Genomic DNA, 25835 nt, shown 5'->3' with positions numbered 1-25835 from the left:
GACGCGCGCCGGTACGGGCCAGAGCCGAACGGGAGGAAGTGGCGGCGCGGTTCAGCCGAGGGCGCTCAGACCCGGGACGAACGCGATCAGCAGCGGGATCACCGGAACCAGAGCGGCCGCCGCGGTCAGACGCAGGCGTCGGCCCGCGGTGAGCCGGGGCAGCGGCGACAGCAACCGCTGCACGCGCTGCGGCACTTCGGCCATCGTGCTGGGGCACGGGCCGAACACGCCCCGGTGCTCGTTCAGTTCGACCAGGGCGAGTGCGATTGTCAGGCGCCCGAAGCGGCGGGAGGCCACGTCGTCGGCCGCCAACTCCACGAGCCGGTGCATCTCGTCGCGGAACGCCGCGAAGACCCGTACCTGCGGAAAGCCGTTGGCGAGCGCGGCCGAGCAGTGCAGCAGCCAGTCGTGGCGGGCCTGCGCATGACCCTGCTCGTGGGCGAGCACCGCATCGAGCTGACGGCCTTTCAGACGGCGCAACGCGGCGGTGGTGATGACCAGTTGGGGCGCCGTGCCGGGCAGCCACCAGGCATCCGGACGCTCACCTTCCAGAACGACAAGCCGGTCCGTGCCGGGCTCCTCGCCGGGCAGCAGCGGGGAGCGTACGAGGAGTTCGGCGCGGCGCGCGCGGCGGCGGGCGCGCGCCCGGAACACCTCGCGGCTCAGCATCGCCGCGGTCCACACCCCGCCGAGGGCGAGCGCGACCGCGGTGGCGGCGGCCCAAGGGCCCGCGGCCGACAGGGCGTACGCCTCGACGACGCCCTGCGGGGCGGGCGCGAAGAGGTGTCCTCGCACCGCCTGCCATGCCGCGGCGGCGCTCAGCGTCATGGACAGCGCGCAGCACAGCAGCACGGTCGCGATCACGCACTGCCATACCCACAGCGCGACCACGGGTTCGCGCTCCGGCCACTCGGCGCGTGCAAGGAGTCTGGGGCCCACGACGGCGGTCAGCGCGCCGAGCATGAGCAGGGCGACGGGGACCAACATGACCCCAGCCTATGAGCGCGGGCTACCGGAGGACATGGGCTGAGCCGTCAAGTGACGCACGCCACGGATTTCGTAGGTGCGGGCGCCGACGACGGATTTCGCAGGGGGTCGGCGCACGCCACGGATTTCGCAGCGGCGAGCGTCGCGTCCGTGGCACGGAGGGCTCACATCGTCAGCAGCATCGCGAACATCCCGATGCCCATGGCGAGTCGGCAGGCGAGCGCCACCTCGGCCCGGTCACCCCAGGCCACGGCACCAAGTGGCCCGTCACCAACGCGCCCGGTACCAACTCCCCCCGCACCCGCGACCGCGCCCCCGACCGCCCCCGCAGCCGGCACGAGCCGCATCCCGGCCCCGAGCACGTACCCGGCGAAGTACAGCAGCAGCACACCGGTGACCAGGGGGGCGCCCGCCGGGCCCGCATGCGCCGCGTGCCCCGCGCCTGCCGCGGGCGCGGCCGCCATGGCCACCGCCATGTAGACCATCGCGAGGGTGCCGACGAGATGGTGCAGGTGATGCGCACGGGCGTGCCCCCGCGCGTTCCACAGCGCGCGCACCGCGGCCGCGCCGAACACCACCCCGTACGCCCACCACGCCCAGCGGGGCGGCCCGAACACCGCTGCCGGGACCGCCATCACCGCCATCCCGAACCCCATCAGGGCCTCACCGCCCGCCGCGCTGCGCTGCTCGGCGACCGGGCTGCGCATCCGCAGCAGGCAGTACGCCCCGGTCGCCGCGCACAACGCGACGAGCAGCCACCCGGCCAGTGCCGGTCCGTGCACGGCACACCTCCCCCTCCGTCACCGTCGACGCATCGGCACTCATCCGTGTCGACAGGTCGATGCCCGGTGGGGCGGTTACCTACGCGGCGCACGGGTGTACGCGGGGAGCACGCACCGGCGGAAGGGGAGCGGAAGTACGCCTGGGGGAGCGGGCGGGGAGCGGGCGGGGAGCTGGGGGAGCGTCAGCGCAGATGCACCGGCAGGGACTCGACGCCGTAGACGATGGACAGCTTGCGGAAGGAGAGCGCGTCCGGAGAGACGGCCAGCTTCATCTCGGGGAAGCGGCGCAGCAGCGCGGGGTAGGCGGCGCGCAGTTCCATCCGGGCCAGCTCAGCGCCGATGCAGCGGTGGATGCCGTAGCCGAAGGCGAGGTGGCCGGAGGCCTTGCGGTCCGGGTCGAAGGCGCCGCGGTCACCACCGGTGAAGCGCGGGTCGCGGTTGGCGCCGCTGAGGGAGCACAACATCATGTCGCCCTTCGGGATGTGCACCCCGGCTATCTCGATGTCCTCCTTCGCGAACCGCGGGAACGCCAGCTGCACCACCGTCAGATAGCGCAGCGCCTCCTCGACGAACGGCGCCGCCGCCGCGTCCTCGTCCCGGACCCGGGCGAATGCCCGCGGGTCCTGGAGGAGTACGAGCGAACCGAGCGCCAGCATGCTCGCGGTGGTCTCGAAACCGCCGGTCAGGACGCCGTCGGCGAGGCCGGCGAGCTCCTCGTCCCCGACGGTGTCGCCGTGCTCGCGGACGATCATGCCGAGCAGTCCGTCACCGGGCTTCTCGCGCTGCTTCTTCACGACGTCGCGGAAGTAGTCGAGCGAGGCCGAGGTGTGGCCGAAGGGCGCTATCGCGCCGTCGGACAGGTCGAAGCGGGCCATGCTCAGCTGCTGGAAGTCGTGCCGGTCCTCGTAGGGGACGCCGAGCAGTTCGCAGATCGTGAGGGAGGGGATCGGCAGGGCGAAGTTCTGCACGAGGTCGACCGGGCCGGGGCCGCTGCGCTCCATCGAGTCCAGGCAGTCGTTGACGATCTCGTCGATCCGCGGAGTCAGCCTGCGCAGGCGGCGCATGGTGAACTCCGGGGTGAGTATCTTGCGCAGCCGCGTGTGCACCGGCGGGTCCGCGAAGCCGAGGCCGCCGGGGTTCTGCTCCTCAAGCACGCCCGCGTTCCCCGCGATGTTGGTGAAGTCCGTGCTGAATCCGTCGGTCGCGCCGAGGACCGCCTTCACCTCCTCGTGCCCCGTGACGACCCAGGCGTCCATGCCGAACGGCAGCGGCACCTTGGAGATCGGCGCCTGCTCCTGGGTGCTGATCAGCTGCGGCGCCGGATCGAGCCCTTCGCGGCGCAGCGGCATCAGGAGTGCCTCGGGCAGGAGCGAGATCGTGGACGATCCGATGCCGTGCTTCTTGATCCTGGCCAGGTACTTGCGCCCCAGCCGAGCGGCGATGCGGGATCGGAGATTCGCCCTCAATGTGAGCTCCATGGTCGACGTACAGCCCAGACTCTCGATGCGGTCTCGGAATTAACGGGAGCGGTCAGCATAAGTGGCCGATCGGGGCCCGTGGTGACCGAGGGGCGTCTCTGGGCTGGGAATCAGGGTCGAATCAGGGACGCTCGGGCCCCGTCTCGGGGTTGCACGGATCATGGTGTGCGCTGTGGCACAGGGGGCGCGTGAGGGCGCCCCCGGGGAGTGGGGGAGCAGGGTTGCGCGCGGTACGTCACGGGCGGTGGCGCAGCGGGTGGTCGGCGGGCACCTCGACGAGCACGAGGTCGTGGCCGTCGGGGTCCTTGATCCACATCTCGATGAGGCCCCAGGGTTCCTGACGCGGCTCCCGGACGATGTCCACGCCGCCCGCCCGCAGTGCCTCGTGCGCGGCCGCGACGTCGGCGACCTGCAGCCAGAGCCGGATCCCCGGCGACGGCGCCCGCTCCGCCCGCCCGGACAGCTCCAGGAATCCGCCGCCCAGGAAGTAGACGGTGCCGCGCTCCGGCCCGGTGCCGAACTCGCGGTAGATGTCGAGGCCGAGGGTCTCGCCGTAGAAGGTGCGGCTGCGCTCGGGGTCGACGGGGCGCAGGAGGGTGCGGCTGCTCAGTACATGGACCATGAAACGGCACTGTAATGGCGCGCTAGGCTCGACGGCACCACGATCGGAGACCGCCGGGGGGCGTGTGGTGGTCCGCGCGGTACCCCTTCATACCCCCTCATACCCCGTCATACCCCGTCACAGCCACGCCGCGAGACACGAAGGGCAGCACCTCCATGGACACCGCATCCCGCACCGCCACCACCGGCGAACCGACCTTCCGTGATGCCACGGACGCCGACGTAGAGGCGCTCGTCGCGCTGATCGAGTCGGCCTACCGGGGCGATAGCAGCCGCACCGGCTGGACCACGGAGGCGGACATCCTGGAGGGGCAGCGGACGGATCCGGAGGGCGTGCGCGCGGTCGTCGAGGCACCGGACAGCCGGCTGCTCGTGGTGGAGCGGGACGGCCGTACGGTCGCCTGCTGCCAGCTGGAACACCGGGGCGACGCGGCGTACTTCGGGATGTTCGCGGTCAGCCCCCAGCTGCAGGGCGCCGGCCTCGGCAAGGTGATCATCGCGGAGGCGGAGCGCACGGCCCGCGCGCAATGGGGCGTACGACAGATGCAGATGACGGTGATCTCGGTCCGCGAGGACCTGATCGCCTGGTACGAGCGCCGGGGGTATCGCCGTACGGGCGAGATGACCCCGTTCCCGTACGGCGACGAGCGCTTCGGTGTTCCGCAGCGGGACGACCTGCAGTTCGAGCTCCTGGTGAAGCCGCTCGGCGACTGAACAGGCCGTGTCCGGAAGGGAGTTGGGCGGGGTGCCTCTGGGGTGCCTCTGGGATGCCTCTTGTATGCACCTGAGGTGGCTCAGGCGGTGAAGCGGCCGGTGCGTTTGATCTCCGGGTAGTCGGTGGTGGCGCCGTCGAGGCCGAGGGCGCGGACCAGGCGCAGATGGTCCTGGGTGTTGACGACCCAGCCGATGATCCGCAGGTCCGCCTTGCGCGCGGCCTCGACCGTCTCCAGGGCCAGACGGCGGATGTTGAGTACGAGCGTGGTGGCGCCGACGGCCACGGCCCGCTCCACGACGTCGGTGCCGTAGCGGCTGGCGACGAGCGCGGTGCGTACGCCGGGGACGAGCCGGGAGATCTCCGCGAGCGCCTCGTCGTGGAAGGAGAGCACCTCGACGCGGCTCACGAGGTCGCGCCGGTGCATCACCTCGGCGAGGGAGCGGGCGGCGGCCACGTCCTTGATCTCCGCCTGCAGCGGCGCCTTCACCGCGTCCAGGACCTCTTCGAACACCGGGATGCGCTCGCCCCGACCGGCGTCGAGGGCGCGCAGCTCGGCGAGGGTCTTCTCGGCGATCGGCCCCTTGCCGTCGGTGGTGCGGTCGACCTGCGCGTCGTGCATGACGACGAGGGCGCCGTCCTTGCTGAGGTGGAGGTCGAGCTCGATGACGTCGAGGCCGCCCTGCTCGGCGGCCACGAAGGACCTGAGAGTGTTCTCGGGCTCGACGCCCATGACTCCACGATGACCGATGGTGAGGAAGTTCAAGGGTTCACTCGCTTCCGTCGACATGCCTGACGCTGTCCAGGTGCGCCGCGATGGCGGGCGGTCCGGGAGGTCCGGCGCGACGCGGCTCGCGGCTCCGCCGGGCGCTGCCGTGAGTCCCGTTCACGGGCAGGTCGGCGGCCATTCACCGCGGTCGCGGGGCGAATGCCGAACTCGGGGTCCGAGCCACTGCGCAAGCTTGGCGAGGGTTCCTGCGGAGCGCAAGACGACGCTCGTGAACGTGTGCTTCGGGGGTCAAGGCGGTGCGCGCGCGATTCACCCGCGCTTCTCCTCCCCTCCCCTCCCCTTCCCGAAGCCCTCACGGGCCACCTCGCGGGGGCTGCCGCCCCTGGCCCCCTGGGGGCTCCGCCCCCCGGACCCCCATCCCGGGGCTGCCGCCCCTGGCCCCCTGGGGGCTCCGCCCCCCGAACCTCCCCCCCCGGGGCTGCCGCCCCTGGACCCTGCCGGGGCTGAGCCCTTGACCCCGACCGGGGCTGGGCCCGCCAGGGCTGCCGCCCCCGGGCTCCGCAGGGGCTGTGCCCTGACCTCGACCGGGGCTTGCCCCCTGAACCCCGCTGGGGGTGCGTGCTTAGCTCCTTCCGGGCCTTCGTCCCCCCGGGGCTTCGCCCCTGCCCCAATCCCCGGGTTGGGCCCCTGGTCCCGGACCGGGGCGGCGCCCAACGGGCTGCGCGCCCTTGACCCGGTCGGGGCTGCGCCGCTGACCCCAGGCGAGGCTGTGTCCCTGACCTCGACCGGGACTGCCCCTGCCCCCCGCCGGGGGGCGGCGACCTTGGCACCCTCCGGGCCTTCGCCCGCCGGGCTGCCGCCCCCGGATCCCGCACGGGGCGTATCTCCACCCCCGACTGGGGCTACGCCCCACGCGCTGCCGCCCCAGAGCAGACCGCCGGGGCTGCCCCTGCCCCCCGCCGGGGCTGCGTGCTTGGCCCGCTCCGGGTGTTCGCCCGCCGGGCTGCCGCCCCCGGTTCCCGCACGGGGCGAATCCCCACCCCCGACTGGGGCTACGCCCCACGCGCTGCCGCCCCAGAGCAGACCACCGGGGCTGCCGCCCTGGACCCCGCACGGGGCTTCGCCCCTGCCCCCGACCAGGCCTTCGCCCGCCGGGGCTGCCGCCCCTGACCCCGACCGGGCTGCGCACTTGGCCTCGACCGGTGCCTGCGCCCCCGACACCCGCCGGGGGCTGGGCCCCTGCCCCATCCCCGGGGCTGCGCCCCTGACCCCCGATCGCGCTTCGCGCTCGTCCTCAAGCGCCGGACGGGCTGGATCTTGGCTCACCTTCCAGCCCTGGACCGGCACAACCTTCCCCTCCGGGCCGAGGCGCAGGGGGAGAGGAGAAGCCGTGAGCCCGGGGAGGCCCCGGGGCGTAGGCCCAGCAGCCGACCGCCGCAGGCCACGGAGCCAGCCCCGCGGGCACAGCTAGACGCAGCTAGACACAGCCGCGAACGGGCGCGACGCGCCAGCTCAGTCCGCAAGGCGCCCGGCGGCGCCGAGCACGCCAATCCCTCCCCCAGCGCGCCCGGCGTGCACCGAGTCGACAGGGCGGGACGGTCAAGGGGGGCCTACAACCCCTCCAAATCCCCCAGCATCGCCTCTGCCAGCTCCACCTCCGAGATCAGGCGCCGCTCGCTCCAGCGCAGGGCGATCTGCGGGTGGCCCCAGGCCTCCACCCCGTCGGCCCGCGCCAGAGCATCCCGTACCTCCTTCAACTCGCCCCGCGTACGCGCCACATGCTCGTGCACCAGAGCCCGCAGCTGCTCCGGCTGTGTGAGATGGCCGAGCCAGACGCGCAGCAGCAGTGGGTGCTTGAGGACCGGGGCGCCCGGGTCCTGGCCCGCGCTCGCCCAGCGGGACAGGGCGGTGCGGCCCGCGTCCGTGATCGCGTACGCCCGCTTGGCGCGCGGCTCCTCCGGGCCGGAGCGGCGTGACGTGGCGTAGCCGCAGGACTCCAGGCGGCGCAGCTCGGCGTAGATCTGGCTGATCGCGGGCGACCAGTAGAAGAAGCGGAGGGAGGAGTCGGCCCACTTCTTCAGCTCGTAGCCCGTGCGCTCGCCGGGGAACGAGAGCAGGCCGAGCACCGCCCAGGCCGTCGGCGGCAGACTCTCGCCCGGGTCACCCGGGTCACCCGGGTCACCCGGGTCGCCCAGGTCAGCCGGGTCCACCGGATCGGCCGGGTGCGCTGTCGACTCGTGATCGCCCTTGCTCATGGCCGCATTGAAGGCGGCGGTGCGGCCGGGCGCAATCCCCTGTCGTATGCCTTGCCACTTCACCCCCCTCCCGCTACACCTGACTATTAGTCATATGGCTGGTAGAGGTATCGAGGCACCGTATCGAGGCACCGCGTCGAGGCAAACGCAGACCCACTCAACTCCCAGGAGGCGGCGTGAAGTTCTCCGTGATCTTCGAGGCGCAGCTGGCGGATCCGACCGTCGAGCGCGAGCACCAGGTGATCCGTGACTGCGTCGAACAGGCCGTGCTCGCCGAGGAGATGGGCTTCGACCGCGTCTGGGCGGTCGAGCACCACTCCCTCAAGTGGTACGCGCACATGAGCGCCCCGGAGATCTTCCTCACCTGGGTCGCCGCGAAGACCAGCACGATCCGGATCGGGCACGGTGTGGTCTGCATGCCGTTCGCCTTCAACCACCCCGCGCGCGTGGCCGAGCGCGCCGCCATGCTCGACCTGCTCTCCGGCGGCCGCGTCGACCTGGGCGCGGGCCGCGGCGGCACGCTGCAGGAGACCTCGCTGTGCGGCGTGGACCGGGACCGCACCACGCAGGAGGTCGAGGAGGCGCTCAGGATCATCGGAAAGGCCTGGGAGAAGGACGAGCTGGAGCACCACGGCGAGCTGCTCGACATCGACCCGCACCCGATCCTGCCGCGCCCGAAGCAGACGCCGCACCCCCCGCTGTTCCTCGCGTGCAGCCGTACGGAGACACTGCGGCAGGCGGCCGAACTCGGCATCGGGGCCCTCGTGATGGGCTTCGCCGGGCCCGAGTCGATCAAGGAGATGCGGACCGCGTACGACACCGCGCGGGCGGAGCGCGGCAGTGAACGCCTCGTCTCCTCTGTCGTCAACGACCACTTCTCCGTACTCTGTCCGACGATCGTGCTCGACGACGGCGAGACGGCACGGAGCATCGGCATCCGAGGGCAGCGGTTCTTCGCGCAGTCGATCGGCCACTGGTACGGCGGGGCGGGCGTTCCCGACGAGGCCGTGGTCGAGGGCGCCGACGAGGCCGAGGAGATGCGCCGGGCCGCCGAGCAGGTCGTGGCCCGACTGCACGAGCACAGCATTCCGGTACGCCCCAACGCCACGGCCACCTTCAACGCGGACCACGCCTACGGCACCGCGGACGACGCGATTCGCTACGTCGAGCGGCTCCGCGACGCGGGCGCCGACGAGATCATGTGCCTGATCCAGATGGGCACGGTGCCGCAGGAGGCCTGCATGGAGACCATCCGGCAGTGGGGCGAGAAGGTGATTCCGCACTTCCGCGACGACGCGCGGCGGCGGCCGGTGGGCCGACGGACCGCGCGGGACCAGGAGGCAGCCCGATGACGACAGAGCATGTGAGAGAGGACCGACTCCCGCCGGACGCACGGCAGTTGGTGGACCTGATCACCTCCGTCTTCCCGGACCTCGGGGGCACGGTGACCGACGCCGCTCAGGCCCGGCGGATCCTGTCGGCGCAGCCGCGCCCGCCCTGGGAGCCGCCCGAGGTCGGCTCGGTGGAGGACCGCGTGATCCCGGGACCGGAGGGCGAGCCCGAGATTCCGGTACGGATCTACCTGCCGGACCCGGCGTCGGCCGCCGGGCCCCGGCCGACCGTGCTCTTCCTGCACGGCGGCGGCTGGGTCATCGGCGACCTGGAGAGCCACGACAGCACGGCCCGCGGGCTCTGCCGGGAGGCGGGCGCCGCGGTCGTCGCCGTGGACTACCGGCTCGCGCCCGAGCATCCGTTCCCGGCGGGGGTGCGGGACGCGTACGCCGCCCTGTGCTGGACCGCGGCGCACGTCGAGGAGCTCGGCGGAGACCCGGACGCCCTGGTCGTGGCCGGGGACAGTGCGGGCGGCAACCTCTCCGCGGTGATCGCGCAGCAGGCCAGGGACGAGGGCGGCCCGGCCGTCGCGCTGCAGCTGCTGATCTACCCGGCGACCGACATGAGCCGCCCGTGGCCGTCCCTGCAGCGCAACGGCAGCGGCTTCTTCCTGTCCCTGGCGCACATGAAGTGGTTCGGGCAGCAGTACCTCGCGGCCGGCGGCGACCCGGCCGACCCGAGGATCTCCCCGCTGCTCGGCGAGCTGTCCGGACTGCCGCCCGCGCACATCGTCACGGCGGGCTGCGATCCGCTCTGCGACGAGGGCACGGCCTACGCGGAACGCCTGCGCGAGGCGGGCGTCCCGGTCACGGAGGCGCACTTCCCGCAGATGTTCCACGGCTTCTTCGGCTTCCCCCAGGCGCTCGCCGACGCCCGCGCGGCACTGGAGGGCGCGGCGGCCGCGATCGCCGGGACAGCCGCCGCCCCAGGGAACGCTGCCAATCTGGGGAACGGCAGGAAAAACATCGGTGAATCAGGGGGTCTCGCAGGATAATTTCCGCAGGCTCCCCTTGTGGCGGAGAACCTCGCATGCATACGGTGTCTTTACGCGAGGTTCTCCCGTGGAGGAAGTGACATGACGGAAATTCTTGTGCAGCCTGTGGCGGAGGGACAGATTCCTTCCGCGTCATCCAGGGTGATCGAGCACCCTGCCTGGCCGGTGCTCAAGGATGCCGTGGAGGAGATCAGGCCCTGGCAGTCCGCGGACGGCTCGATCGACTTCGACGCCGAGCACGCCCCGCCCCGCTCCGTGGCCGAGCTCACCGTGGACCGCGTCATATCCGCGGTCGAGCAGCTCGCGCCGCTGCTCCCGCACGACGCCGCGTATCTCCGGGCCCTCGGCCTCGACCTGCGGCGCTGGGCCGACGAGGGCTTCCAGGTGCCCGACTTCCTGGACTCGCTGCTCGCCTTCCAGCCCGCCGCGCGGCGCGAGGACGGACTGCAGCACCTCGTGGTCTTCCCGATGTACACGCAGAACGGCAACCCCGACCGCAACCTCGAGGCGGTCGCCCTCAAGATGGTCTGGCCCGACTGGCTGGCCGACCTGGAGGCCACGCGCTACGACAACCCGCTGTTCTGCGGCATCACCTTCGAGGACTTCACCTCCGGGTACGACACCAACTCCGCGGTGCTCTTCCCCGAGACGATCGCCGTGCGCGAGGCCCCCGAGCGCTTCTCCTGGGGCGGCATCTTCTGCGACCGCGAGGCGGCCCGCTTCCGCCGCGTCACCGAGTCCGCCGTCGACCTCCTCGGGCTCGAACTGCCCGACGACATCCGCGAGATGATCGGCGACCAGGAGCGCTGCAAGGAAGCCTTCGTGCTCTGGGACATGGTCCACGACCGCACCCACAGCCACGGCGACCTGCCCTTCGACCCGTTCATGATCAAGCAGCGCCAGCCGTTCTGGATGTACGGCCTGGAGGAGCTGCGCTGCGACCTCACCGCCTTCAAGGAGGCCGTGAAGCTGGAGTCCGAGGGCAACCGGCACGGCCGCGACGTCCAGTACGCCGTGCTCTTCGACCGGATGTTCCGCTTCCCCGTCACCGGCGACCGCGTCAAGAACTACGACGGCCTCGGCGGCCAGCTGCTCTTCGCGTACCTGCACAAGCACGACGTGGTGCGCTGGACCGACAACACCCTGCGCATCGACTGGGACCGGGCCCCGCAGATCACCAACCAGCTCTGCGCCGAGATCGAGGAGCTGTACCGCGCGGGCATCGACCGCCCCAAGCTGGTGCATTGGTTCGCCGCGTACGACCTGGTCTCCACCTATCTCGCCCCGCACCCGGGATCGCGCTGGGCCAAGGGCCCGGACGCCCTGGACACCTCCTTGCCGCCCCGCAAACTGGTCGACGAGGTGCTTGCGGACGAGTTTCCGCTGAGCATGTTCTATGAGGCGCTTTCCAAGAAGCTCAAGGGCGTGATCGCCTCGACCAGGGGGATCACGGCAGCGGACGTCCAGCGGGTCGCCGCGTGAGCCGCCCCGCCGACGCGGAGGTGAGGACCATGAGAGACGGAAACGGGAACGGTGTGCTGAACGGTGCTGTGATCGCGGTGGCAGGAGCGGCCGGACCCGCTGGGCGGGCCACCCTGCTGCGCCTGGCCGAGGCGGGCGCCACGGTGGTCGCCTCCGACGCGGACGCGACCCGCCTCGCCGAGGCCGTGGACGCCGCCCGGTACGCGCACGGCGGCGCGACGGTCACCGGCGACACGGTCGACCTCCTCGACCTCGACGCCACCCGCGACTGGGTCGCCCGTACCGAGAAGGAGTTCGGGCGGATCGACGGCCTCGTGCACCTGGTCGGCGGCTGGCGCGGCAGCGCGACCTTCGCCGAGACCGACCTGGCCGACTGGGACGTCCTGGAGAAGCTCCTGATCCGCACCGTCCAGCACACCTCGCTCGCCTTCGAGCAGGGCCTGCGCCGCAGCGACCGCGGGCGGTACGTCCTGGTCAGCGCCGCCGGCGCGAGCAAGCCGACGGCCGGCAACGCCGCGTACGCCGCGTCCAAGGCGGCCGCCGAGGCCTGGACGCTCGCCCTCGGCGACGCCTTCCGCAAGACGGCCAAGGCGGACGGTTCCGAGCTGACCTCGGCAGCGGTCATCCTGGTGGTGAAGGCGCTGGTGCACGAGGCCATGCGAGCCGAACGCCCCAACGCGAAGTTCGCGGGCTTCACCGACGTGACGGAGCTGGCCGAGGCCATCGCCGGAGTGTGGGAGCGGCCCGCCGAGGATGTGAACGGAACCCGCCAGTGGCTGACCGAGAAGCCGTGAACCCTCCGAACCCTCCGAACCCTCCGAAGACAGACGCCCGCCGCCATCACGACCCGGAGACACGAGGCTTCGCCAGCGACAACTACGCCGGGGCACACCCCGAGATACTCGCGGCCCTCGCCCTCGCCAACGGCGGCCACCAGGTCGCGTACGGTGAGGACGACTACACCGCGCACCTCCAGCAGGTGATCCGCGGCCACTTCGGCGCGAGCGCCGAGGCCTTCCCGGTCTTCAACGGAACGGGCGCCAACGTCACGGCACTTCAGGCGCTCACCGACCGCTGGGGCGCGGTGATCTGCGCCGACACCGCGCACATCCACGTCGACGAGTGCGGTGCCCCCGAGAAGGTCGGCGGCCTCAAGCTCCTCACCGTGGCGACGCCGGACGGCAAGCTCACCCCGGAGCTGATCGACCGGGAGGCGTACGGCTGGGACGACGAGCACCGGGCGATGCCGCAGGTCGTCTCGATCGCGCAGAACACCGAACTGGGCACCGTCTACACGCCCGAGGAGATCCGCGCGATCTGCGAGCACGCCCACGCGCACGGCATGAAGGTGCACCTGGACGGCGCCCGCATCGCGAACGCGGCCGCCTCCCTCGACGTACCGATGCGGACCTTCACCAACCGCGCCGGGGTCGATGTGCTCTCCTTCGGCGGCACCAAGAACGGTGCCCTGTTCGGCGAGGCCGTCGTCGTCCTGAACCCGGACGCGGTGCGGCACATGAAGCATCTGCGGAAGCTGTCCATGCAGCTGGCGTCCAAGATGCGGTTCGTCTCCGTGCAGTTGGAGGCGCTGCTGGCCAAGGATCTGTGGCTGCGCAACGCCCGGCACGCCAACGAGATGGCCCAGCGCCTCGCCGAGGGCGTCCGCGCCGTCGACGGGGTGGAGATCCTGCACCCCGTGCAGGCCAACGCCGTCTTCGCGCGCCTCCCGCACGACGTGAGCGAGCGCCTGCAGCAGCGCTACCGCTTCTACTTCTGGGACGAGGCGGCGGGCGACGTGCGCTGGATGTGCTCCTTCGACACCACCGCGGACGACGTGGACGGATTCGTGGCCGCCCTCAAGGAGGAGATGGCCTCCCGCTAAGTGTATGAGTATGCGGCCGACCGTAAAGTGATTGACTTGCGGTCGGCCGCTTCCGTACGTTCTGGCCGCATGGAACTCCTCCAGGAACACCCTCAACTCTCCGTTTATCTGGCCGAGAACGAGGCGGTGGACCACGGTCACCCGTCGATCCGGCGCGAGGTGGAACGCCTCCAGGCCTCGACGCCCGATGTATACGCATACGCCCGCGCCGCCTATGCCTTCGTACGGGACGCCGTGCCGCACTCGCAGGACTCCGGTGATCCGCGGGTCACCTGGCGCGCCTCGGACGTACTGGAACTCCGTACCGGCATCTGTCACGCCAAGGCTCATCTGGCCGCCGCCCTGCTGCGCGCCGCCGATATCCCCACCGCGTTCTGCTACCAGCGGCTGACCCTCGGCGACGGCCCGGAGGAGGGGCATGCCCTGCACGGCCTGATCGCGGTGTGGCTCGACGGCGCCTGGCACCGCCAGGACGTACGGGGCAACAAGCCCGGCGTGGACGCGCGGTTCTCGCTCTCCGGGGAGCGGCTTGCGTGGGTACCGCGGGCGGAGTTCAGTGAGCTGGACTATCCCGTACTCTATGCTGAACCGCACGTCGTGGTCCTGGACGCTCTGAAGGCCGCCCCCGACCGCCCGACGCTGTGGCGGACGCTCCCCGACACACTGTGACCGCTTCGACCCAAGGCTCGGCATGACTCTCGAACTGACCGTCGCGGACGAGGTCCGCACCCTCGTCCCCGGCTTCACCCACCTCGCCATCGAGGCCCGCGGGCTCGTCAACGGCCCCAGCACCGAGGCCAGTTCGGCCCTCCTCGACGACGCCGCGCGCCGCCTCGCCGACCGGCTCGACGGCCGCGCCCCGCACGAGGACCCGCACATGGCGGCCTGGCGCGCGGCGTACACCGCGTTCGGCGCCAAGCCCTCGCGCACCCGCAACTCCGCCGAGGCCCTCGCGAAGCGCGCCCTCACGGACGGCGGACTGCCCCGCATCAACGTCCTGGTCGACGTCTACAACGCGATCAGCGTGGCCCACCTGATCCCGGTCGGCGGCGAGGACCTCGACCGCATCCGGGGCGGCATGCGTCTCGTACGGGCGCAGGGCGACGAGGAGTTCGTGACGACGGCGGCGGGGGAGGAGACCGTCGAGCACCCGGACGCGGGTGAGGTCGTCTGGCGTGACGAAGCGGGCGTCACCTGCCGCCGCTGGAACTGGCGCCAGGGCCCCCGCACGCGCCTCACGGAGGACTCGACGAGCGCGCTGTTCCTGCTGGAGTCGCTCGCGCCGATGCCGCTCGCCGACCTGGAGCGGGCGGGGGCCGAACTCGCCGAGCTCCTGGAGAAGTTCAGCCCGGGGGCGCGGGTACAGCTGGGCGCGCCGGAGTAGGGCGCCCCGGCAGGGGCACGGGGAACTGCGCGCTCAGCCACAACGGCGGGAAAGCCAAAACGACAGCGCCGCAGGCTTTCGGGAAGGGGCGGGGATGGGGACTGAAAGACCTGCGCCCCGCGCTACTTCACCGGCTCCGGAGCCGTACCCCCGAGGTGCGCCGGCACCCACCACGTGTCGTCCAGCCCCTTGGGGCGTACGGGATAGGCGCGCTGGGCGGCTTCCAGGAGGTCCTGGACCCGCCCGCGCAGCCGCCGCGTGATCGCCCCCGCGTACTGCTCGCGCGGCGCCTCCACCGGCTCGCCCACCCGGATCGTCACCGGGATGTGGCTGCGCCTGAAGTTCCGCGGCCGTCCCTTGGTCCACAGCCGCTGCGTGCCCCACAGCGCCACCGGGATCAGCGGAACCCCGGCCTCCTGCGCCATCCGCGCGGCACCCGACTTGAAGCTCTTCAGCGTGAACGACGGCGAGATCGTCGCCTCCGGGAAGACGCCCACGATCTGTCCGGACCGCAGCGAGTCGAGGGCGTGCGCGTACGCCGCCTCCCCCTGGTTGCGGTCCACCGGGATGTGCTTCATGCCGCGCATCAGCGGACCGGACACCTTGTGCCGGAACACCGCGTCCTTCGCCATGAACCGCACGAGGCGCTTCTGCGGACGGGCCGCGAGCCCCGCGAAGATGAAGTCCATGTAGCTGATGTGGTTGCTCACCAGGACCGCGCCACCGGTGCGCGGAATGTTCTCCGCACCCTTCAGGTCGATCCTCAGGTCCAGCGCTTTGAACATGGTGAGCGCGGCACCGATGACCGGACGGTAGACGAGTTCTGCCATGGGGGGCGATCGACCCTTCTGTGCGCCTGGGAAGGGTCTCCCCTGGCGGGTAAGTTACGGGCCCGTAGGTTTCGGGCGCTGCGCAGATCGTGCCCCATCGACGGCCGAGTAGCCACCCCTCACGGCGGTGAGCAGGGAGATTCTCGTCACGTACGCCCCGTTCGCGTACTCGGATCCGACTCAGGTCCGACTCAGGTCCGACTCAGATCCGAACGCTCGTACCCCGCTTGAAGAGCAGAAACAGCCGGCAGCCGAGGCAGTACGCGAACGCCGCGTTGAGGAACGCCGCCGCCAGCGCACACGCCGTAGCGGCCATTCCCAGCCACTCCGGGCCCACGGCGTACCCCACGAGCCCGAGCGCGGCGAAGAGCAGCCCGACCGCCTGTGCGAACCGCGGCGGCGCGGGCGACTCGCGTTCCGTGACGGGCCCGAGCCGCGGCCGTACGACCGTGCGGAACAGCAGCCCGTACGGTGTGCGCCGCACCCCCGCGGCCACACCTGTCGCGAAACACAGGGCCTGCCAGGCCAGCAGCCAGACGCTGCCCGTGATCAGCACCAGGGCGAGCACGACCGTCGTCAGGGCGGCGCCGAAGCGGGGTCCGCGTGCGTCGATCTCGTCTTTGGGGTCCACAGGGCAAGCATCGCCCGGGAAGCCACTCCAGGGGAACGGGAATGTTCGCGGCTTCATGAGTGCTGCACGCGGTGATGACCGGACTCATGGTGTGTGTGGCGGTGCTCCTCGCGGCGAGCGCCTACGGACTGCTGCACCGACGGCGGAGCGGGAGGCTCAAGGTGCGCGACGGTGAACAGGTGCTCGGCGAGCGGGAGTTGGGTGCCGCCCTCGGCGAGCGCGCCACCCTCGTGCAGTTCTCCAGCGCCTTCTGCCAGCCCTGCCGGGCCACGCGGCGCACGCTCACCGAGGTGAGCCGACTCGTCCCCGGCGTGGCCCACATCGAGATCGACGCCGAGGAGCGCCTCCAACTCGTCCGCGACCTCGACATCCTGCGCACGCCCACGGTCCTCGTCCTCGACGCCCGGGGCCGGTTGGTGCGCCGCGCGAGCGGCCAGCCGCGGAAGGCGGACGTCATCGCCGCGCTCGGCGAGGCGGTCTGAGCCCGCGGGGCGCCCGCCGTGAGCCTGCTCCCATATCCCGGTACGCACTTGACTGCACGCCACACCTATCGTCAGCCTGACTCCATGCCGCAGGAAATCCTTCTTTTCGAGCGCGCCCACGTGGACCTCGGCCGTCATGCGAGCGCGCGCTGTCCGGGCCGCTGAGCAGCCACGGACCTCGTTCACCACGGCAGAAGGACAACTCCATGACGGCCTCACCCGACCTTCGTACCCCGCAGCTCGCCTCACCCGACCTGCTGCGCTCGGTCTTCCGGCGGCACGCGGCCGGCGTCGCCGTGATCACCGCGAACGGGCCCGCGGGACCGGTGGGTTTCACCGCCACCTCCCTCAGCTCGGCCGCCGCCGACCCGCCCCTCGTCTCCTTCGGTATCGGCACCGGCTCCTCAAGCTGGCCCGTGATCTCCGACACCGAGCACGTCGGCATCCACATACTCGGCGAGCACCAGCAGGACCTCGCCGCCACCTTCGCGCGCAGTGGCGCCGACCGCTTCGGTTCGCCCACGCGCTGGCACGAGGGCCCCGAGGGTGTGCCGGTCCTGGACGACGTGCTCGCCTGGATGGTCTGCCGGGTCGTGGCCCGGGTGCCCGCGGGCGATCACCGGCTCGTCCTCGGCCAGGTCGTCGTCGGAGACCCCGCCGGAGTCGGCCGTCCGCTCCTCTACCACCAGGGCCGCTTCACCGCGCTGCGGGACTGAGTCCGCGGCCCGCCCGGCGTTGGCAACGTCACAGTGCTGAGCGCTTGCTTAATGGGCAGGTAGTGGATGTACTAGCAAGTAACATTTCGATCGGAGCGCGGGTCGCCCCGACCGGGATCCGCCTCTTCAGGCGCCTATGCTGCCTGTAATAAGGCAGCAGCCCAGAAATGACGATGCAGTAGGAGAGCCGGCGTGAGCTTGAGGATCGTTGTCTGTGTGAAGTACGTGCCCGACGCCACCGGCGACCGGCACTTCACCGATGACCTGACCGTCGACCGCGACGATGTCGACGGCCTGCTGTCGGAGCTCGACGAGTACGCGGTCGAGCAGGCCCTGCAGATTGCCGACGAGGCCGATGACGCGGAGATCACCGTCCTGACGGTCGGTCCGGAGGACGCCAAGGACGCGCTGCGCAAGGCGCTGTCCATGGGCGCCGACAAGGCCGTGCACGTCGAGGACGACGACCTGCACGGCACCGACGTCATGGGTACGTCCCTGGTGCTCGCCAAGGCGATCGAGAAGACGGGTTACGACCTGGTCATCGCCGGTATGGCGTCCACCGACGGCACCATGGGTGTGCTGCCGGCGATCCTCGCGGAGCGCCTCGGCGTCCCGCAGGTCACGCTGCTCTCCGAGGTCTCGGTCGAGGGAGGCCCCAACGGTACGGTCAAGGGCCGTCGTGACGGTGACACCGCGTCCGAGCAGCTGGAGGCCGCGCTTCCGGCCGTCGTGTCGGTGACGGACCAGTCGGGCGAGGCCCGCTACCCGTCGTTCAAGGGCATCATGGCCGCCAAGAAGAAGCCGGTGGAGTCCCTTGACCTGGACGACCTGGACATCGAGGCCGAGGAAGTCGGCCTGGAGGGTGCCTGGACCAAGGTCGACGAGGCCACGGAGCGTCCGGCCCGTACCGCGGGCACGATCGTCAAGGACGAGGGGGCGGGCGGCAAGCAGCTGGCCGAGTTCCTCGCGGGCCAGAAGTTCATCTGAGCCCCGCAGAGCCCGGTCAAGCCCCTCACCGTTTTTCTTCGCAACGCAGGAGAGAAGAAGTCCCATGGCTGAAGTTCTGGTCTACGTCGACCACGTGGACGGTGCCGTCCGCAAGCCCACCCTTGAACTGCTGACCCTGGCCCGTCGCATCGGCGAGCCCGTCGCCGTCGCGCTGGGCAACGGCGCCGCCGACACCGCCGCCGCGCTCGCCGAGCACGGTGCGGTCAAGGTCCTCACCAACGACTCCGCCGAGTTCGCCGACTACCTCGTCGTGCCGAAGGTGGACGCGCTGCAGGCCGCGTACGAGGCCGTGTCCCCGGCCGCCGTCCTGGTGCCGTCCTCCGCCGAGGGCAAGGAGATCGCCGCGCGTCTGGCGGTCCGTATCAAGTCCGGCATCATCACCGACGCCGTCGACCTGGAGGCGGGTGACGAGGGCCCGGTCGCGACGCAGTCCGCGTTCGCAGCTTCCTTCACCACCAAGTCCCGCATCACGCAGGGCACTCCGGTCATCACGGTCAAGCCGAACTCGGCTGCCGTGGAGGCCGCTCCGGCCGCGGGTGCGGTTGAGGCCCTGGCCGTGTCCTTCTCGGACGCCGCGACCGGTACGAAGGTCGTCGCGCGTACGCCGCGTGAGTCGACCGGTCGTCCGGAGCTGACCGAGGCCGCGATCGTGGTCTCCGGTGGCCGTGGCGTCAACGGCGCGGAGAACTTCGCGATCATCGAGGCCCTCGCCGACTCGCTCGGTGCGGCCGTCGGTGCCTCGCGTGCCGCGGTGGACGCGGGCTGGTACCCGCACTCGAACCAGGTCGGCCAGACCGGTAAGAGCGTGTCCCCGCAGCTGTACATCGCGTCCGGCATCTCGGGTGCGATCCAGCACCGTGCCGGTATGCAGACGTCGAAGACGATCGTGGCGATCAACAAGGACGCCGAGGCCCCGATCTTCGACCTGGTCGACTACGGCGTGGTCGGCGACCTCTTCGAGGTCGTCCCGCAGCTCACCGAAGAGGTCAACACCCGCAAGGGCTGAGCCTGTTCGCACCGAAGGCCCCCGGGACCGCCCGGGGGCCTTCGCGCGTCCCCGTACGGCTACGCGAGCGTGAGCGTCGCCTGTAGGGGCAGATGGTCGCTCGGGAACTGGATCGTTCCGGGGAGTTTGACGGGGCATGCCCGACCAGCGGCGACCTCCCGGCGCCGCCCCTTGGTTCTCCCGCCTGAAGGCAGGGCATCCTCGAAGGGGCGTGGTGAACGGATCGGGACCGGAGTGGTGAACGGTGCAGGTCCGGGGAGAAAGGGGGGTGTTGACCAGGTGGAAGGTACACAGATAACTTCACCATACGGATTGTTGATTCCGTGCAGCGGAAAAACGTGACGTGGAGGGTGTAAGGATGGGTCAGCAAGAGCAGGTGGCGACGAGCCTCGCGGGCGCGGTCAGCGAGGGCATCAGCGCGTCCCTCGCCCCGGTGGACGCCGAGTTGGAGCGCCGCTACCCCGGAGACCCAGGCACCCGCCAGCCGGTCCACACCGTGTACGTACCGGGTGAGGTCTTCGCCGCGGACACCATCCGCAGCTGGGGCGACAAGGCCCTGGCCGCCCTCGACGAGCACGCCCCGGACGCCGCCACCTTCGCCGAGGCCGTCGGCCTGAGCGACGAACTGGCCGAGCCGGTCTACGCGCGCGTGCGCGCCAAGCTGGAGCGCGAGCCGATTGAAGACCTCCGCGTCGACTTCGAGGACGGCTACAAGGGCAAGGACGAAGACCACGACGCCGCCCGCGCCGCCCGCATCATCGCCGAGGCGTACGAGAACGGCACCGCCTCCCCGTACATGGGCATCCGCATGAAGTGCATGGAGTCCCCGGTCCGCGACCGCGGCATCCGCACGCTCGACGTCTTCCTCACCGGCCTGATGGAGGCCGGCGGCCTGCCCGAGGGACTCGTCCTGACCCTGCCGAAGGTGACGTACACCGAGCAGGTCACCGCGATGGTGCGGCTCGTCGAGGAGTTCGAGAAGGCCCGCGGCCTGGAGGCGGGCCGGATCGGCTTCGAGATCCAGATCGAGACCAGCCAGTCCATCCTCGCCGCCGACGGCACCGCCAACGTCGCCCGCATGATCGACGCCGCCGAGGGCCGCGCCACCGGCCTGCACTACGGCACCTTCGACTACAGCGCCTGCCTCGGCGTCTCCGCCGCCTACCAGGCCAGCGACCACCCGGCCGCCGACCACGCCAAGGCGATCATGCAGGTCGCCGCCGCCGGCACCGGCGTCCGCGTCTCCGACGGCTCCACCAACGTCCTGCCGGTCGGCTCCACCGCCCACGTCCACGAGGCCTGGAAGCTGCACTACGGCCTGACCAGGCGCGCCCTGGCCCGCGCGTACTACCAGGGCTGGGACATGCACCCGGCGCACATCCCCACCCGGTACGCCGCCGTGTTCGCCTTCTACCGCGAGGGCTTCGAGGCCGCCGGCAAGCGCCTCTCCGCCTATGCGAACCACGTCGAGGGTGACATCGCGGACGAGCCCGCCACCGCCAAGGCCCTCAGCGGCTACCTGCTGCGCGGCCTCGACTGCGGCGCCCTCGACATCGCCGAGGTCGCCCGCCTCACCGGTCTGACCCGAGCCGACCTCGAAGGCTTCTCCTCGCCGCGCCGCGCGGCCCTCACGGCATCGGCCCAGTAACGGCCGCACGCGGTGTCACCGCCGCCCCTTAGTCTGTACGCGTCTTGGCAGCAGGCCGTGCAGCAGTAGGCCGTACAGAGGAGCGGGGCAGCGGTGGCTTCGGGGGAGAACCAACAGGGTGACGGCGCCGGCCGCCTGCTCGCGGGCCGGTACCGCGTCCAGGAGCAGCTCGGCCGCGGCGGCATGGGCATCGTCTGGCGGGCTGTCGACGAGGTCCTCGGCCGCCCGGTCGCCGTCAAGGAGCTGCGTACGTTCACGGACGCGGCCGCGACCGAGCTGGCCGCGCTCCGCACCCGTATGCAGCGCGAGGCCAGAGCCGCCGCCCGGGTCCGGCACACCGGCGTCATCGCCGTGCACGACGTGGCGGAGGTCGACGGCCGCCCGCTGATCGTCATGGAGCTGGTCGACGGCCCGTCCCTGGACGACGTCCTGCGCGAGCGCGGCACGCTCCCGCCGCGCGAGGCCGCGGCCATCGGCGCCAAGGTGATGGAGGCGCTCGCAGCCGCCCACCAGGCGGGCGTCCTGCACCGCGACGTCAAGCCGGGCAACGTCCTCCTGGAGCGCGGCGGGCGCGTCGTCCTCACCGACTTCGGCATCGCCATGGTGGACGACCCGGGGGACGGCAACTCCACCAACCTCACCCGCAGCGGCGAACTCGTCGGCTCCCTCGACTACTTGGCGCCCGAGCGCGCCCAGGGCCACGAGCCGGGCCCGGCCTCCGACATCTGGGCCCTCGGCGCGACGCTCTACGGCACGGTCGAGGGCAATGCCCCCTTCCGCCGCACGTCCACGTGGTCGACGCTCACCGCGATCGTCAGCGAACCGCTGCCCGCCCCGGTCCAGGCCGGTCCCCTCGCGCCGGTCCTCCAGCAGCTCATGGCGAAGGACCCGCAGGCCCGCCCCGACGCCGAGACGGCCGTCCGGCTCCTCACCGCCGTCGCCGAGTCGGACCGGGACGACGACACCACGGTGCTGCGCCCCGGCGCCCGGCCCACGCCCGGCGTCCCGCCCGTGCACGGCGCGCCGACGGTCGGCTCCGGCGGCTTCCCGGTCACGCCCTCGCCGGTCGGCGGCGGGCCGCAGTCACCCCATGGCCCGTACGAACCGGGCCCGTTCGCCGCGCACGGCGCGGACACCCCGGGCGGCTCGGACACCCCGCTGGTCACTCCGGTCCCCGGCGCCCCGGCCCAGCGGGGGCGCCGCCGTACGCTGATCGTCGCCGCGGCGGTGCTCGCGGTCCTCGCGGCGGGCGGCGGTGGGTACGTGTGGCTGGCCGGGGGAGACGGGAAGCGCGTCGAGGCGGGCGGCAGCGGAGGGCCGAACGCGCCCGAGTACCCGTCGAAGGAGGCGGGCCCGAGCGCGTCGGGCAAGCCCGAGCCGACCGAGCAGGGCGCCAACTCACCCTCCCCCTCGTCGAGTTCACCGGACGGCTCCGAGGACAAGCCCGACGAGGACGCCTCGAAGCCCGCGGGCGACGGCGGCACCACGAGCGGCGGCTCCGACGGAGGAGCGGACGGCGGCTCGGACGGCGGCAGCTCCACGGGCGGCGATTCGGGCGGTACGTCGGGTGGCTCCGGCGGCGCCTCCGGAGGCTCCGGCTCGTCCGGCTCCTCGGGCGGCGGCGGAGAACCGGCCCCGGTCTGCCACCCCGCGGGCGGCGGCAAGTACAACTGCGACGTCTGGCGCACGGCCGACTCGTACACGGCGTCCGGCGCCAAGGCGGGCGTCCTCAACGCGGGCACCAACTACTTCTACTGCCAGCAGAACCTGGGCCGCCGCGAGACCTACCAGGGCTGGACGAACGTCTGGTGGGCCAAGACCGACGACGACAGCGGCAACACGAACGTGTTCGTCAGCGACGTCTACATCAAGGGCGGCGAGAACGACAAGCCCCTGCCCGGGTTGCCGGTCTGCTGAACGGCCGGTTGGCCGCGGTGGCCGGGTGACGTGCTGCGTACGGTCTGCCGCCCTCCTAGTTCCACTCCGGGCGTGCGGCGTCGGGGCCATGTTTGCAGGGTTCGTGGCGGGTCGGCTCGGGTGCGGGCGGTTGTCCCAGGGGCTGTTCTTCGGCTGCGCCCCCGGCCCCCCATCCCGGGGCTCCGCCCCGGACCCCGTATCGCGCTGAGGCGCTCGTCCTCAATCGCCGGACGGGCTGAATTCTCAGCCCCTCCGGCGATTGAGATGGGGGTCCCCCCTGCTCGAGCGAAGCCGAGAGCTTGAGGGAGGGGGTCCGGGGGCGGAGCCCCCGAAGCGCCGCGACTCGCTCGTCCCGTCCGCGCCTCAGCCCGCCGGAGGCAATTCCCCCGACCCGCGCCTGATCAGGCGGGTGCTCAGCTCGAAGCGCTGGGCGGTGTCGGGCGCGCCGTCGAGCCGGTGGAACAGGCGCTCCGCCGCCGTACGGCCCAACGCCGCGGCGTCCTGGGCGATCACCGTCACGCCCGGGCGCAGCATGTCGGCCAGCTCGAAGTCGTCGAAGCCGACCAGGGCCACCGGGCGGTCGAGGTCGGCGAGGACCCGTACGACCGTGACCGTCACGCGGTTGTTGCCCGCGAAGATCGCCGTGACCGGCTCGGGCCCGGAGAGTATGGCCTCGGCCGCCGAGCGGACCCGCTCCGGTGCCGTGGAGCCGAGCGAGACCCAGGAGTCGTGCACCGGAAGCCCGGCCTCCGTCATCGCGGCGCGATAGCCGCGCAGGCGCTCGGCGGCCGTGTGGATACGGGGCTGGTCGCCGATGAAGCCGATCCTGCGGTGGCCGTGCGCGATCAGATGGGCCACGCCGTCGCGCGCGCCGCCGAAGTTGTCCGAGAGCACCACGTCCGCGTCGATCCGCCCGGCCGGGCGGTCCACGAAGACCGTGGCGACGCCCGCCTTGAGCTCCGGCTCCAGATAGCGGTGGTCGTCACCGGCCGGGATCACCACGAGCCCGTCGACCCGGCGCGCGCACAGGGCGAGCACCAACTCCTGTTCGCGGTCCGGGTCTTCGGCGCTGGAGCCGTTGATGAGCAGGGCGCCGTGCGCGCGGGCGACCTCCTCGACGGCGCGGCTGAGCGGGCCGTAGAACGGGTCGGCGAGGTCCTCCAGTACGAGACCGATGCTGGCCGTGCGACCCTTGCGCAGGACCCGGGCACTGTCGTTGCGCCTGAATCCGAGCGCCTCGATGGCTTCCTGGACGCGGCGCTCGGTGTCGGGCGTGACGCCGGGTTCGCCGTTGACGACGCGGGACACCGTCTTCAGGCCGACGCCGGCGCGGGCTGCGACGTCCTTCATCGTGGGACGGTTGCCGTAGCGGTGCTCGGGTCGGGCGGTCTCGGCCACGTGTGCTGTCCTGTTCTGGTGCAACGGCGCCCCGTGGGGCTCGGCGGGTCGGGGGCGGCGGGTTCGACGGCTGTGCCGTCGAGCATAGAGCCTAGACAACGTTGTCAGTCTCGGTGGAGACTGTTCGTAGATCCCCCACCAGCGGAACGCCCAGCGGAACGCCCAGCAGAACGACCAACGGAACGACCAGCGGAACGACCAGGAGATCCGACTCTGATGCAGAACGACATCGTCGCCGCGCTCGACATCGGCGGCACCAAGATCGCTGGTGCGCTGGTGGACCTGCGCGGGCGGATCCTTGTGCGGGCCCAGCGCCCGACCCCGGCGCAGGAGGACGGCGAGACCGTGATGCGGGCCGTCGAGGCCGTGGTCGCTGAGCTGTCCACCTCGTCGCACTGGCCGCGGGCCCGCGCGCTCGGCATCGGCAGCGCCGGCCCCGTCGACGCGTCGAAGGGCACGGTCAGCCCGGTCAACGTCCCGGGCTGGCGCGGCTTTCCGCTGGTCGAGCGCGTGATCGCGGCGAGCGGCGGGCTGCCCGTGGAGCTGATCGGCGACGGTGTGGCCATCACCGCCGCCGAGCACTGGCAGGGCGCCGCGCAGGGGTACGACAACGCGCTGTGCATGGTCGTCTCGACGGGTGTCGGCGGCGGCCTGGTCCTCGGCGGGCGGCTGCACCCGGGCCCTACGGGCAACGCCGGGCACATCGGCCACATCAGCGTGGACCTGGACGGCGATCCGTGTCCGTGCGGGGCGCGCGGTTGCGTGGAGCGGATCGCCAGCGGGCCGAACATCGCGCGCCGAGCCGTGCGCGACGGCTGGGTTCCGGGGCCGGACGGCGACAGCTCCGCGGCCGCGGTCGCCGCGGCGGCCCGCGCGGGGGACCCCGTGGCGCGCGCCTCCTTCGAGCGCGCCGCCCAGGCGCTCGCGGCCGGGATCGCCGCGACGGCCACACTCGTGGAGATCGACATCGCGGTGATCGGCGGGGGAGTGGCCAAGGCGGGCGATGTCCTGTTCGTCCCGCTGCGCCGCGCGCTGCGCGACTACGCCACGCTCTCCTTCGTCAGCGGCCTGACCGTGACCCCGGCTGTCACCGGCACGGACGCCGGACTGATCGGCGCGGCGGCCGCGGCCCTCGGGGCGCCGGAGCGGCGGCGGGACATGGTGGTGGGCGGCGGGGCCTGAGGGTTCTCTGCGCGGGCTTTCCAACACAGCTGTGACGTACGGCTGGCGAGCGCGCTCACCGACCTCGGAATGATCACCGAGGAGCCGGTCGGGAGACGGCAGGGAGACGGCCGGGAGACGGCAGGGAGACGGCCGGGAGACGGCCGGGAGCCTGCTGGAGGACTGCGCCGAGTACGCGAGCGAACCGATGAAGTCGCGATACGAAGTCGCCTGCGCGCTCGAAGAGTTCGGAGTGGCCGTCTCAGTCCACGCTCACCGGCGGCGGCGGCGGCGTCACCGTCACCGTCTCCGACTACCGCTTCGACCGCGCCGACCCGG

At 71.9% G+C, this 25835-nt stretch carries 24 protein-coding genes; 15 read left to right on the top strand and 9 right to left on the bottom strand.

The window, feature by feature from the left end:
- Nucleotides 1–51 precede the first annotated feature (51 nt).
- The 4 genes from QIT00_RS06720 to QIT00_RS06705 form a co-directional block, all read right to left on the bottom strand.
- A complete protein-coding gene (locus tag QIT00_RS06720) occupies nt 52–987 on the bottom strand; it encodes a M56 family metallopeptidase (protein WP_282534168.1) in 936 nt (311 codons plus the stop codon).
- A gap of 164 nt (nt 988–1151) precedes the next feature.
- Nucleotides 1152–1769: a DUF5134 domain-containing protein gene (locus QIT00_RS06715; RefSeq protein WP_282534167.1), complete on the bottom strand. Its 618-nt coding sequence runs from the start codon at nt 1767–1769 to the stop codon at nt 1152–1154.
- Nucleotides 1770–1951: 182 nt separating this feature from the next.
- Complete coding sequence (locus QIT00_RS06710; RefSeq protein WP_282534166.1) at nt 1952–3247, bottom strand: cytochrome P450; 1296 nt, start codon at nt 3245–3247, stop codon at nt 1952–1954.
- Nucleotides 3248–3482: 235 nt separating this feature from the next.
- Entirely contained in the window at nt 3483–3869 is a 387-nt protein-coding gene (locus tag QIT00_RS06705) for a VOC family protein (RefSeq protein ID WP_282534165.1), read from the bottom strand.
- A 155-nt stretch (nt 3870–4024) separates the two neighbouring features.
- Between QIT00_RS06705 and QIT00_RS06700 the strand changes: the two genes are divergently transcribed.
- On the top strand, nt 4025–4582 hold the full coding sequence (locus QIT00_RS06700; protein ID WP_282534164.1) for a GNAT family N-acetyltransferase: 558 nt from the start codon (nt 4025–4027) through the stop codon (nt 4580–4582).
- A gap of 80 nt (nt 4583–4662) precedes the next feature.
- Here the strand turns inward: QIT00_RS06700 and QIT00_RS06695 are convergent, their stop codons facing one another.
- Both QIT00_RS06695 and QIT00_RS06690 read right to left on the bottom strand, forming a co-directional pair.
- Entirely contained in the window at nt 4663–5346 is a 684-nt protein-coding gene (locus tag QIT00_RS06695) for a glycerophosphodiester phosphodiesterase (protein ID WP_282534302.1), read from the bottom strand.
- Nucleotides 5347–6920: 1574 nt separating this feature from the next.
- Entirely contained in the window at nt 6921–7565 is a 645-nt protein-coding gene (locus QIT00_RS06690; RefSeq protein WP_349017162.1) for a PadR family transcriptional regulator, read from the bottom strand.
- Between the two features lie 176 nt (nt 7566–7741).
- Here QIT00_RS06690 and QIT00_RS06685 point away from each other — a divergent pair, with 176 nt between their 5' ends.
- The 7 genes from QIT00_RS06685 (at nt 7742) to QIT00_RS06655 (ending at nt 14699) form a co-directional block, all read left to right on the top strand.
- Complete coding sequence (locus tag QIT00_RS06685; protein WP_282534163.1) at nt 7742–8917, top strand: LLM class flavin-dependent oxidoreductase; 1176 nt, start codon at nt 7742–7744, stop codon at nt 8915–8917.
- On the top strand, nt 8914–9951 hold the full coding sequence (locus QIT00_RS06680; RefSeq protein WP_282534162.1) for an alpha/beta hydrolase: 1038 nt from the start codon (nt 8914–8916) through the stop codon (nt 9949–9951). The genes QIT00_RS06685 and QIT00_RS06680 overlap by 4 nt, the downstream gene beginning before the upstream one ends.
- Nucleotides 9952–10032: 81 nt before the next feature.
- Nucleotides 10033–11433 carry a DUF6421 family protein gene (locus tag QIT00_RS06675; RefSeq protein ID WP_282534161.1) on the top strand — a complete coding sequence of 467 codons (1401 nt, stop codon included), beginning with the start codon at nt 10033–10035 and terminating at the stop codon, nt 11431–11433.
- Nucleotides 11434–11462: 29 nt separating this feature from the next.
- On the top strand, nt 11463–12227 hold the full coding sequence (locus QIT00_RS06670; protein WP_282534160.1) for an SDR family NAD(P)-dependent oxidoreductase: 765 nt from the start codon (nt 11463–11465) through the stop codon (nt 12225–12227).
- Nucleotides 12224–13315: a threonine aldolase family protein gene (locus tag QIT00_RS06665; protein ID WP_282534159.1), complete on the top strand. Its 1092-nt coding sequence runs from the start codon at nt 12224–12226 to the stop codon at nt 13313–13315. Before QIT00_RS06670 ends, QIT00_RS06665 begins: the two co-directional genes overlap by 4 nt.
- A 69-nt stretch (nt 13316–13384) precedes the next feature.
- Complete coding sequence (locus tag QIT00_RS06660; RefSeq protein ID WP_282534158.1) at nt 13385–13984, top strand: transglutaminase domain-containing protein; 600 nt, start codon at nt 13385–13387, stop codon at nt 13982–13984.
- Nucleotides 13985–14006: 22 nt separating this feature from the next.
- Nucleotides 14007–14699 carry a B3/B4 domain-containing protein gene (locus tag QIT00_RS06655; RefSeq protein WP_282534157.1) on the top strand — a complete coding sequence of 231 codons (693 nt, stop codon included), beginning with the start codon at nt 14007–14009 and terminating at the stop codon, nt 14697–14699.
- A gap of 122 nt (nt 14700–14821) precedes the next feature.
- Here the strand turns inward: QIT00_RS06655 and QIT00_RS06650 are convergent, their stop codons facing one another.
- Together QIT00_RS06650 and QIT00_RS06645 are read right to left on the bottom strand one after the other, a co-directional pair.
- Nucleotides 14822–15529: a lysophospholipid acyltransferase family protein gene (locus QIT00_RS06650; protein ID WP_282534156.1), complete on the bottom strand. Its 708-nt coding sequence runs from the start codon at nt 15527–15529 to the stop codon at nt 14822–14824.
- Between the two features lie 202 nt (nt 15530–15731).
- On the bottom strand, nt 15732–16160 hold the full coding sequence (locus QIT00_RS06645) for a DUF4395 domain-containing protein (RefSeq protein ID WP_282534155.1): 429 nt from the start codon (nt 16158–16160) through the stop codon (nt 15732–15734).
- Between the two features lie 74 nt (nt 16161–16234).
- On the opposite strand from QIT00_RS06645, the gene QIT00_RS06640 reads away from it, so the two are divergent.
- The 6 genes from QIT00_RS06640 to QIT00_RS06615 all read left to right on the top strand — a co-directional run bounded on the left by QIT00_RS06640 (nt 16235) and on the right by QIT00_RS06615 (nt 22937).
- Complete coding sequence (locus QIT00_RS06640) at nt 16235–16642, top strand: TlpA family protein disulfide reductase (RefSeq protein WP_282534154.1); 408 nt, start codon at nt 16235–16237, stop codon at nt 16640–16642.
- 206 nt (nt 16643–16848) lie between these two features.
- Nucleotides 16849–17358, top strand: a complete 510-nt coding sequence (locus QIT00_RS06635) for a flavin reductase family protein (protein ID WP_282534153.1) — start codon at nt 16849–16851, stop codon at nt 17356–17358.
- A gap of 192 nt (nt 17359–17550) precedes the next feature.
- Nucleotides 17551–18345 (top strand): electron transfer flavoprotein subunit beta/FixA family protein, encoded by a 795-nt coding sequence (locus QIT00_RS06630; RefSeq protein ID WP_282534152.1) that lies wholly within the window; start codon nt 17551–17553, stop codon nt 18343–18345.
- 64 nt (nt 18346–18409) lie between these two features.
- A complete protein-coding gene (locus QIT00_RS06625; protein WP_282534151.1) occupies nt 18410–19372 on the top strand; it encodes an electron transfer flavoprotein subunit alpha/FixB family protein in 963 nt (320 codons plus the stop codon).
- A 358-nt stretch (nt 19373–19730) separates the two neighbouring features.
- Nucleotides 19731–21020 carry a DUF6986 family protein gene (locus QIT00_RS06620; protein WP_282534150.1) on the top strand — a complete coding sequence of 430 codons (1290 nt, stop codon included), beginning with the start codon at nt 19731–19733 and terminating at the stop codon, nt 21018–21020.
- 93 nt (nt 21021–21113) lie between these two features.
- Nucleotides 21114–22937 (top strand): serine/threonine-protein kinase, encoded by a 1824-nt coding sequence (locus QIT00_RS06615; protein ID WP_282534149.1) that lies wholly within the window; start codon nt 21114–21116, stop codon nt 22935–22937.
- Nucleotides 22938–23300: 363 nt separating this feature from the next.
- Here QIT00_RS06615 and QIT00_RS06610 read toward each other — a convergent pair whose 3' ends face one another.
- A complete protein-coding gene (locus QIT00_RS06610) occupies nt 23301–24287 on the bottom strand; it encodes a LacI family DNA-binding transcriptional regulator (protein WP_282534300.1) in 987 nt (328 codons plus the stop codon).
- 264 nt (nt 24288–24551) lie between these two features.
- Here QIT00_RS06610 and QIT00_RS06605 point away from each other — a divergent pair, with 264 nt between their 5' ends.
- Nucleotides 24552–25517 (top strand): ROK family protein, encoded by a 966-nt coding sequence (locus tag QIT00_RS06605; RefSeq protein WP_282534148.1) that lies wholly within the window; start codon nt 24552–24554, stop codon nt 25515–25517.
- Nucleotides 25518–25835 lie beyond the last annotated feature (318 nt).

The sequence above is a fragment of the Streptomyces luteolus genome, from assembly GCF_029968015.1.
Lineage (GTDB): Bacteria > Actinomycetota > Actinomycetes > Streptomycetales > Streptomycetaceae > Streptomyces > Streptomyces luteolus.
The sequence above is the reverse complement of the archived record's forward strand: the minus strand, read 5'-3'. Positions and strand labels throughout refer to the sequence as shown.

Bases quoted from the DNA above. Each gene is read 5' to 3' on its own strand.
- QIT00_RS06620 (WP_282534150.1), top strand. From the start codon at position 19,731: ATGGGTCAGCAAGAGCAGGTGGCGACGAGCCTCGCGGGCGCGGTCAGC.
- QIT00_RS06680 (WP_282534162.1), top strand. From the start codon at position 8,914: ATGACGACAGAGCATGTGAGAGAGGACCGACTCCCGCCGGACGCACGG.
- QIT00_RS06625 (WP_282534151.1), top strand. From the start codon at position 18,410: ATGGCTGAAGTTCTGGTCTACGTCGACCACGTGGACGGTGCCGTCCGC.
- QIT00_RS06705 (WP_282534165.1), bottom strand. From the start codon at position 3,869: ATGGTCCATGTACTGAGCAGCCGCACCCTCCTGCGCCCCGTCGACCCC.
- QIT00_RS06605 (WP_282534148.1), top strand. From the start codon at position 24,552: ATGCAGAACGACATCGTCGCCGCGCTCGACATCGGCGGCACCAAGATC.
- QIT00_RS06710 (WP_282534166.1), bottom strand. From the start codon at position 3,247: ATGGAGCTCACATTGAGGGCGAATCTCCGATCCCGCATCGCCGCTCGG.
- QIT00_RS06720 (WP_282534168.1), bottom strand. From the start codon at position 987: ATGTTGGTCCCCGTCGCCCTGCTCATGCTCGGCGCGCTGACCGCCGTC.
- QIT00_RS06650 (WP_282534156.1), bottom strand. From the start codon at position 15,529: ATGGCAGAACTCGTCTACCGTCCGGTCATCGGTGCCGCGCTCACCATG.
- QIT00_RS06660 (WP_282534158.1), top strand. From the start codon at position 13,385: ATGGAACTCCTCCAGGAACACCCTCAACTCTCCGTTTATCTGGCCGAG.
- QIT00_RS06655 (WP_282534157.1), top strand. From the start codon at position 14,007: ATGACTCTCGAACTGACCGTCGCGGACGAGGTCCGCACCCTCGTCCCC.
- QIT00_RS06690 (WP_349017162.1), bottom strand. From the start codon at position 7,565: ATGAGCAAGGGCGATCACGAGTCGACAGCGCACCCGGCCGATCCGGTG.
- QIT00_RS06700 (WP_282534164.1), top strand. From the start codon at position 4,025: ATGGACACCGCATCCCGCACCGCCACCACCGGCGAACCGACCTTCCGT.
- QIT00_RS06670 (WP_282534160.1), top strand. From the start codon at position 11,463: ATGAGAGACGGAAACGGGAACGGTGTGCTGAACGGTGCTGTGATCGCG.
- QIT00_RS06635 (WP_282534153.1), top strand. From the start codon at position 16,849: ATGACGGCCTCACCCGACCTTCGTACCCCGCAGCTCGCCTCACCCGAC.
- QIT00_RS06640 (WP_282534154.1), top strand. From the start codon at position 16,235: ATGACCGGACTCATGGTGTGTGTGGCGGTGCTCCTCGCGGCGAGCGCC.
- QIT00_RS06610 (WP_282534300.1), bottom strand. From the start codon at position 24,287: ATGAAGGACGTCGCAGCCCGCGCCGGCGTCGGCCTGAAGACGGTGTCC.
- QIT00_RS06675 (WP_282534161.1), top strand. From the start codon at position 10,033: ATGACGGAAATTCTTGTGCAGCCTGTGGCGGAGGGACAGATTCCTTCC.